This is a genomic window from Sphingobacterium sp. UBA7253 (genome assembly GCF_002472745.1).
In the GTDB taxonomy this organism is placed as follows: Bacteria; Bacteroidota; Bacteroidia; order Sphingobacteriales; family Sphingobacteriaceae; genus Sphingobacterium; species Sphingobacterium siyangense.
This window is the reverse complement of record NZ_DKSP01000150.1, coordinates 25,404-33,556: the sequence shown is the minus strand read 5'-3', so window position 1 is coordinate 33,556 and position 8,153 is coordinate 25,404. Positions and strand designations below refer to the sequence as shown.

The 8,153-nt window shown below is 38.9% G+C and carries 7 protein-coding genes and 1 pseudogene; all 8 read left to right on the top strand.

Going from position 1 to position 8,153, the window contains the following annotated elements:
* Positions 1-946, top strand: a 946-nt coding sequence (locus B2X72_RS15715) for a phospholipase domain-containing protein (RefSeq protein ID WP_286850543.1), incomplete at its 5' end; no start/stop codon positions are given.
* Positions 947-1,092: 146 nt separating this feature from the next.
* Positions 1,093-1,857, top strand: coding sequence for a response regulator transcription factor (locus tag B2X72_RS15710; RefSeq protein WP_227550161.1), 765 nt, complete (start codon positions 1,093-1,095; stop codon positions 1,855-1,857).
* A gap of 10 nt (positions 1,858-1,867) precedes the next feature.
* The gene (locus B2X72_RS15705) at positions 1,868-3,226 is read left to right on the top strand and encodes a HAMP domain-containing sensor histidine kinase (RefSeq protein WP_075993474.1); all 1,359 of its coding nucleotides are present in this window, start codon (positions 1,868-1,870) and stop codon (positions 3,224-3,226) included.
* A 124-nt stretch (positions 3,227-3,350) separates the two neighbouring features.
* Entirely contained in the window at positions 3,351-3,833 is a 483-nt protein-coding gene (locus tag B2X72_RS15700; RefSeq protein WP_075993473.1) for a hypothetical protein, read from the top strand.
* Positions 3,834-3,903: 70 nt separating this feature from the next.
* Complete coding sequence (locus B2X72_RS15695) at positions 3,904-4,905, top strand: ABC transporter transmembrane domain-containing protein (protein WP_075993472.1); 1,002 nt, start codon at positions 3,904-3,906, stop codon at positions 4,903-4,905.
* Positions 4,895-6,256, top strand: a complete 1,362-nt coding sequence (locus tag B2X72_RS15690) for an HlyD family secretion protein (protein ID WP_075993471.1) — start codon at positions 4,895-4,897, stop codon at positions 6,254-6,256. The genes B2X72_RS15695 and B2X72_RS15690 overlap by 11 nt, the downstream gene beginning before the upstream one ends.
* A gap of 7 nt (positions 6,257-6,263) precedes the next feature.
* Positions 6,264-7,694, top strand: coding sequence for a TolC family protein (locus B2X72_RS15685; RefSeq protein ID WP_088162275.1), 1,431 nt, complete (start codon positions 6,264-6,266; stop codon positions 7,692-7,694).
* A gap of 129 nt (positions 7,695-7,823) precedes the next feature.
* Positions 7,824-8,153: pseudogene (locus B2X72_RS15680) on the top strand (hypothetical protein); the annotation flags it as partial.

Sequence of the window (8,153 nt, the reverse complement as noted above, 5' to 3'; positions counted from 1 at the left end):
TGGTTGGGTCAATTCCGAAGTTTTTGACCACACCTCCTGTCTTCAATTTTTAGAACATTTTTTGGAGAAGAAAACGGGTAAGGTGATACGGGAAGAAAACATCAGTCAATGGCGAAGAATGGTCTGTGGCGACTTAACAACGTCTTTTCGTCCTGTAGATAACATTTCCAAAACAAGGCTTAATCCGGTAGACAGAGACGGGTATGTTGAACGTATATTCTCCGCCAGGAATAAAAAGCTCCCAACAGATTTTGTGAAAATCGACAGCCAAAAACTGGAGGAAATCAAATCGACAGGTCAGTATCATGCAGCTATGCAGATGCAAGAGCAGGGATGGAAGGATGCTTGTGCTTTACCTTATGAATTGCAGCTAAAAGTACAGCATACACCAACGATGCTTTCCATCAGCTCAACCTTGGAAAGAAGGCTCAATACAGCTAAAGCGGGAGCGGGTCTGCCTTATCATGTTATTTCCTATGTGGCGTATGATGGCCATGCGGCGGGTAAAGTTTGGAATTTTACGGTACGGGAAGGGGATCAATTAGCGTATGAATGGGAACTCGATAAAATTGTAGGAGAGTACATATCATTTGCATTGCATGGCCCTAATGGTTTCTATCGTGCGATTGAAGGCGCAAAGTCGCATATTCCAGCTATTGATGTGTATACGAAAGTAGTTGCTGGAAAGCCTATTCTTTGTGTACAATCAGAGTCGCTAAATTGGGATTTATTTCTTAAAGACTGTTCCTATGATCTTTTCCATGCGAAAGCAATGCGCAAGGATGATCCTGCTTTGGTTGAAATCGATTGCAGCAAGAGTGAAGGTTGGTATGATATCGAAATAACGTGTTCAGAAGATCATGCGGTCAAATTCCGCTATGCTGGACATATAGAGACTGGTAAATCAAGTAAGACAGACCCGTTAATGGGTAAAGTAGAATTATAGCTGAACCAATTAAATACTAGGACGAAAGCGCTGTTTCACGATCGATGAACACAGCGCTTTCTCTTTTGCAAAATAGAGCAAGATTCTTTTTGTGTGGATTCGGGCAAAAATGGGATTTGTGTCTCTTGTGTCAAAACGTTATTTTTATGGTTTGGATCGTAGTTCATTACAGAGAGCTACACATCATGACGAATATGGAGGAGCAAAAAATTATTTTGGTTGAAGATGAACAGGATGTTGCTGATTTGATCGTACAAGGCTTAGGCGAGGATGGCTATAGGGTCATTCATCTGGGGCGTTCGGAAGGTCTGGAACAGCTTTTGGCGAAGCAAGATGTCTCTCTTGTGCTATTGGACATTCTTTTGCCGGGAACCAATGGCCTGGATATTTGTAAGCAGATCAGACAGTGGGGGTATACCGATTTACCTGTTATGATGCTGACTGCACTTGGTACTCCAGAAAATGTGGTGCTCGGACTCGATAATGGTGCCGATGACTATCTTTCCAAGCCCTTTAAGCTCATTGAATTGAAGGCTCGGATACGTTCATTGATCCGCAGGCAACAGTCTATCGTACAGGCAACACAACGTGAGTTACAGCCCTCGAAAGACACATTTAGTTATGGTTTTCTGAGTATCGATGATTATAAAAAAATAGCCTACTGTGAGGGGCAGGAACTCAATCTGACAAGTACAGAGTATCGTTTACTCTTGTTGTTTATTCAGAGCCCCAAAAAGGTATTTGAGAGAACGGAGCTTTTGGACAAAATATGGGGGATAAATTTCGATATTGGATCAAATGTCGTCGATGTTTATGTGAATTATTTGAGAAAAAAGATTGAAAAAATAACGAGCAAAAAAGCGATCCACACGGTTATTGGTATGGGATATGTTCTAAAAATAGAAGACTGAATATTTAAAAATGCACAATTACAATCGAAAGCTTATTTATCTCATTGCAATTCTGGTCATTTATGTGAGTTGTTTTGTTGGCTTTATTTTTTATTCCGTTACAAATTTTGCTTTTACAGATTTTTATAAACGGCTCGATCTGCGGCGAAATATTGCTGCTGAAAAATTTCTGAATAGTAAATCCGCCTCCCAGGCTGATCAGTGGAGCCTTGATTTTATAGAAAATCTCAATAATCAGCATGAATTTTTGGTGGAATTTGATAGCAATGGTGCTATTTTAAGAAGCCAAGGATTTCATCAAGAACTTTGGGATAAAATCAATAAAAAAGGAAGCTCAAATTTCAAGTCGGGTAATCAATTCTATTCAACTAAATATTTTTCGCAAAATGGTCGAAAGTATATTGTGGGCGCTTCCGCTGAAAATTACTTTTATACACACCATTTGGCCTACCTTCGTAATCTGCTTATTATAAGTCTGATTTTGGGGATTCTCTTTATATTCGTTGTTTCGGTTTTTATGAAACGTTCGTTCTTAAAGCCAATACTAACCATGATGAAAGAGGTGCAAGAGATTGGTTCGGAAAATCTTTATAAACGATTGGATGAGGATAAATACAAAGGTGAGCTTCATGGCCTGGCACTCACATTTAACCGGATGTTGACGCGCTTGGAAACTTCTTTCGAAACACAAAAGAACTTTATCAGCAATGCATCACATGAGCTAAATACACCATTGACATCCATCATAGGACAGGCAGATCTTGCTTTATCCAAAGAACGAACAACAGCGGAGTACCAACGAACATTATTTAAGATCATTGAGTCGGCAGAGCATTTGGAAAAGAAAACAAAAGCACTTTTACTGTTGGCGCGTACAGGTTTTGTTAATAATGCGACCGCATTTAGCCCCGTTCGTATTGATCAGATCGTGATGGACGCCGAGCTGACTGTTAAGGCCATCAATGATAAATTTAAGATTATCACAGATTTCAGTCTATTACCAGATGATAGTATGCGACTTAAGGTGAATGGAAATGCAATTTTGTTACAGCTTGCGCTATCCAATATTATCAGCAACGCGTGTAAGTATTCATCCGATAGAACCGCTTATATTGCTTTAGGGGCATTGGACAATAAAGTCTTTATTCTAATAAAAGACAAAGGTATCGGAATACCCTCCCGCGAATTGGATCATATCTACGATCCTTATTTTAGAGCGTCCAATACGAGTGGCATTGACGGTTATGGTATTGGACTTCCTTTGGCCAGAAATATTATTAAGTTGCATGGTGGTACATTGAAGGTCAATTCTGTTGTGAGTGAAGGCACCACTGTAGAAATTGAACTACCCACTTACCTTCGATTTTAATGTGGTTTTAATTTCAACTGCATTTCTAATCTCATTTTAATACTGTTGCTCGCTTTCTAATGGAAAGCTAATTTTAGATTCATTCCGTTGCCATATGTGCGTTTTAACTTTGTTAAAAAAAGGCATGGCTAAAACAACGCGTATATTAATACCTAGTGATTTTACAGTTGACTCACTCCATTTTGTGCGTCAAAGTATTGAAGAGTCAATGGCTGATTCTATCGATATTATTCTTGTGTATGGCAATAAAAGCAGCACTTCTGCGAGTGAATTACTCGGAATTGGATTGGAAGATCAACTGGAAACACTTCAATCTGAATCTTTTTTAAAAGCCTGTAGCGGAATCTATCAACGCTATAAAAACCGTAAGCTCAGTATTTTTGCGGATATTTTGGGTACCGATAACAGTCATTATTTGCAGCATTACCTCAAAGGGCAGTCTGTGAATGAGGTCATAATACCACGCGATTATACCTATAAAAAGAAAACACGCAATTTTTTTAATGTCGCTATTGCACTCCGTAAAGTCGAGAGTCAAATTCCCTCTACAATTTCATTTAAGGAACAACCAAGTATTAGAAACAGAGAGATCGGACTAATTGAATGATCGATCGGAGTTTTTACTGTTGTTTTTAGCTGAAATTCATCATTTATAACTTATCTTCTATCTATTTTTTATGGGGCATATACAAGGCGGACCATCACCTTTGCAACGGTTGGCTAGCTTATTACATACTGAACGGAAAACGATCAATTATATATTTATTTATGCCATCGTCATCGGTATTTTTAGTTTGACTATTCCAATAGGGATAACAGCTATCTTTAATTTTTTAAGCAATGGAGCGATGTATAGCTCTACCTATATCTTAATTGCTTTTGTGTTATTTGGCGTGATTGTGGGCGGGGTATTATTGATCGGACAATTGACCTTAGTCGAGTATTTAGAGCAGAAAATCTTTCTAAAATCGGCGGTTGAATTTTCTTATCGCCTGCCGAGAATTAAACCTAAAGAGTTACTTGGAAAAAATCTTGTGGAGTTGGTCAACCGATTTTTTGATGTTATCATTATCCAAAAGGGAATTATCAAACTTTTGATCGATATCATCGCTGCAGTGGTGACAATTTTCTTTAGCGTGGTCTTATTATCATTTTATCATCCTGCATTTCTGGCCTTTGGCCTTATTGTCATTTTTTCTGTTATTACGATACTTGTTTTATACTATAAAAGAGGGTTGAAAACAAGTATTGAAGAGTCTGAATACAAATATGAGACGGTAGCCTATTTGGAAGCTGTTGCCGGACAAATTGACCATTATCGTGCTGATGAGACGAAAATGAACGAAGTGACAAAAACAACAGATTATATTGTCAGTAAGTATTTAGGGGCGAGGAACGATCATTTTAAGGTTTTAAAGCGTTTTTTTATTGGTTCTGTCCTACTTCGCACCCTGTTGTTTGGAGCGATGCTCTTGCTTGGATCTTATTTTGTTGTTGAGCGGCAAATGACTTTTGGTCAATTTGTTGCTGCTGAAGTTGTCATCGTTCAAATTGGTTATGCCATTGAAAAACTGATGACAAATTTGAATACTATTTTTGATATGCTTACTGGAGTTGTCAAATTGGCGGCTGTAACGGATCTTGCGTTGGAGGAGGACGCTGCGGTTTATGTTGATTAATAAGGATCGTTCGAGTCAGAAAACGCTCTCATGGAGAGATCTTTCCCATGATGCGGTTGATAAGTTATTGAAAGAGCGGGGATCCCTAGTCTTGGGGCGAATTCTTGTGTTTTCTGGGATTGTTTTTGTACTAGCACTTTTTCTCCCATGGAGGCAGACAATTCCTGGAGTAGGAACGGTTACTGCTTTACGTCCACAAGATAGACCACAGACTATCCAAAATCAGATTGGTGGCCGCATTGAATATTGGGCCGTTACTGAGGGGCAGGAAGTGAAGAAAGGTGATACGATTTTAGTGCTTTCGGAGACTTCTCAATCTTATTTTGATCCCATGTTACCATTGCGGTTAGAAGAGCAATTGAATGCCAAACAAAGCGGAGAAAATGCTGCTAATCAAAAAATGAAAGCCACTGAAGCACAGATTGAAGCATTGAAAAATGGGCTTGATTTTCAGCTTGCGTCAGCTAAAAATAAGGTGATCCAAGCTCAAAATCTGGTAAAAATAGATAGTGCAGAATTGGTCGCTGTCATGAGTTTTTTTGAGACCAGTGAAAAGCGGCTCAAACGGTACGAAGAGGGCTATCGTGACGGCTTATTTTCGTTAACAGATATCGAAACAAGGCGTTTAAATCTGCAAAATGATCGAGCTAAAGTAGTAAGTGCAGATAACAAGTTGTCGAATTCAAGACAATCATTAACAAATGCCAGTATCGAATTAAACAACATCCGCGCAAAGTATAATGAATCATTGGCGAAAGCGCAGTCCGATTTAAGTTCGGCTTTTTCCTCCAAAGCCTCAGTACAAGGGGATATCGCCAAACTGAGAAATGAGATATCCAATATTGATGTACGACGGGGGTTATATGTCGTGAGGGCTCCACAAGATGGTTTTATTGTAAAAACCTTTAAGGCAGGAATTGGTGAAAATATGAAGGAGGGTGAGTCCGTTGCGACATTACAGCCTAAAAAACCACAGCTTGCCGTAGAACTTTATGTAAACGCAATGGATGTCCCACTGATTGAGCCGGAAAGTGATGTAAGGCTACAATTTGATGGCTGGCCATCGATCCAATTTTCCGGATGGCCGTCTGTCGCGGTCGGTACCTTTGCTGGAAAAGTTTCAGTCATCGATAAAGTGAGTAGTACGAATGGCCGATTTAGGATTTTGATACGTGCAACAGTTCCTGTTCCGGAAGGAGATGAACCCTGGCCTGTTCAGTTAAATCAGGGCTCAGGTGCTTATGGAAGGGTTATTTTAAATAAAGTCCCATTATGGTATGAGATATGGCGACAGTTGAATGGCTTTCCGCCGAGTTTGGAAAGAGAACCAAAAGAAAGTGAGAAAAAGTAATTGTTATATGAATAAATTGAATTTTATTTTTATCGTGTTGTGCTTTTTTTTCTCTCCTCATCTTTCGGCTCAGGAAAAGGAGTATGGAGCAAGGAATACTTTTACCGTGGATGACATGGAAGAGCTTTTAATGGCCAATCATCCAATCGTTAAACAAGTGAATCTGCTGAGTGAAACTGCAAAAGCCCAGGTAACACAGGCTTTAGGGAAGTTTGATCCGACGTTAAATTCCAGTTTTAAAAATAAGCATTTTGGCAATACGGATTATTATAATCAGTGGAATAGTGAGCTAAAAATTCCTCTTTGGTTAGCTGGCGCAGATCTGAAAATTGCTTATGATCGAAATGTTGGTGATTATACAAACCCGCAATCCCGAACAAATAATGCAGGGCTTTCCGCAATCGGTTTAAGTATTCCATTGGGGCAAGGTTTAATCGTCGATAGCAGAAGAAATACGCTGCAGCAGGCAAAGGCTATGATCAGCTACCTCGAAGGCGAAAAGATAAAACAAATAAATGCCATTTGGTTTCAGGCACTTTCAGATTATTGGAATTGGTATTTTGCCTATCAGCAGTATCAGCTTTTATTGGAGGGTGTAAAATTGGCTGATCAACGGTTTAAAGCAATCAGTGAGCAGACGACGCTGGGAGATAAACCTGTAATTGATTCCATCGAAGCTTCGGTCGTTGTAAAAGAACGGCGGATAGAACTTTCAAAGTATGAAGTTGAACTTAAAAACGCGAAAATTGTATTGTCCAATCATCTGTGGAATGATCAACAATTTCCAGTAGAACTTCCCGATCATGCCATACCGCATAAGCTCGAAGATCCTGTTATTTTGCCAGATAATAGTGTGATCGAGGCGCTACTTGATTCGGCAAAAATTGCTCATCCCGAAATGATAAAGTTGGCGAGTAAAAATCAACAACTTCTATTTGAGGAACGTTATCGAAAAGAAATGCTTAAACCTAAATTCAATGTGTCAGGCACGCTCATTTCTAGCCGTCACGGTTTTAATGACTTTGTACCGCCGCAGTATGATTTTAATTGGCAGAATTATAAAGTAGGTTTTGAATTTGCATTTCCACTTTTTATTCGCGCCGAACGTGGGAAGCTCAAAGAGGTCCGGATTAAGCAAGATCAGCTACGATTTGAACAAGCTGTGACCGAGAGAAATATTTACAATGAAGTCGTTAAAAAATATAATGATTTAAATGCTTACAGTAAACAGATTGAACTTCAATCGATCAATATAAGTAATCAGGAACTGCTTCTTAGGGGGGAATTAAATAAGTTTGAACTGGGTGAATCAACCTTGTTTGTTGTTAATAGTAGGGAAAACAAGCTGATCGAAATGCGGATCAAGCAAGAGAAGCTGGTTACGGACTACAGAAAGGCACTAGCGGAATTATATTACAAAGCCGGAACTAAATTTTAATCCCATTTTAATCTGCATCTTTTTTTTAATCTCATTTTAATATCGGTCTTAAAATTCTAATAGAAAGTTAATTCCAGATTCATTCGGTTGCCATGATGACCTATTAATTTTGTATAAAAATAATTGGATATGGCAAAGGCAATGCGTGTATTGATTCCAAGTGATTTTACGATTGATTCACTTTTTTTTGTGATTCATAGTATAGAGCAATCGAAAGCCGAAGAACTTGATATCATTCTTGTCTATGGTAATAAGAGCAGTACATCGATCAGCGAACTATTGGGAATCACATTGGATGACCAACTCAGTAATCTTCAATCGGAGGACTTTTTGAAGGCCTGCCAGATGATCTGTCATCGTTATGAAAATCGTAAGCTAAATATCTATACAGATATCATCGGCTCTGACAATCTCAATTATTTACAACATTATTTGCGCGGAGCTCGGATTGATGAAGTC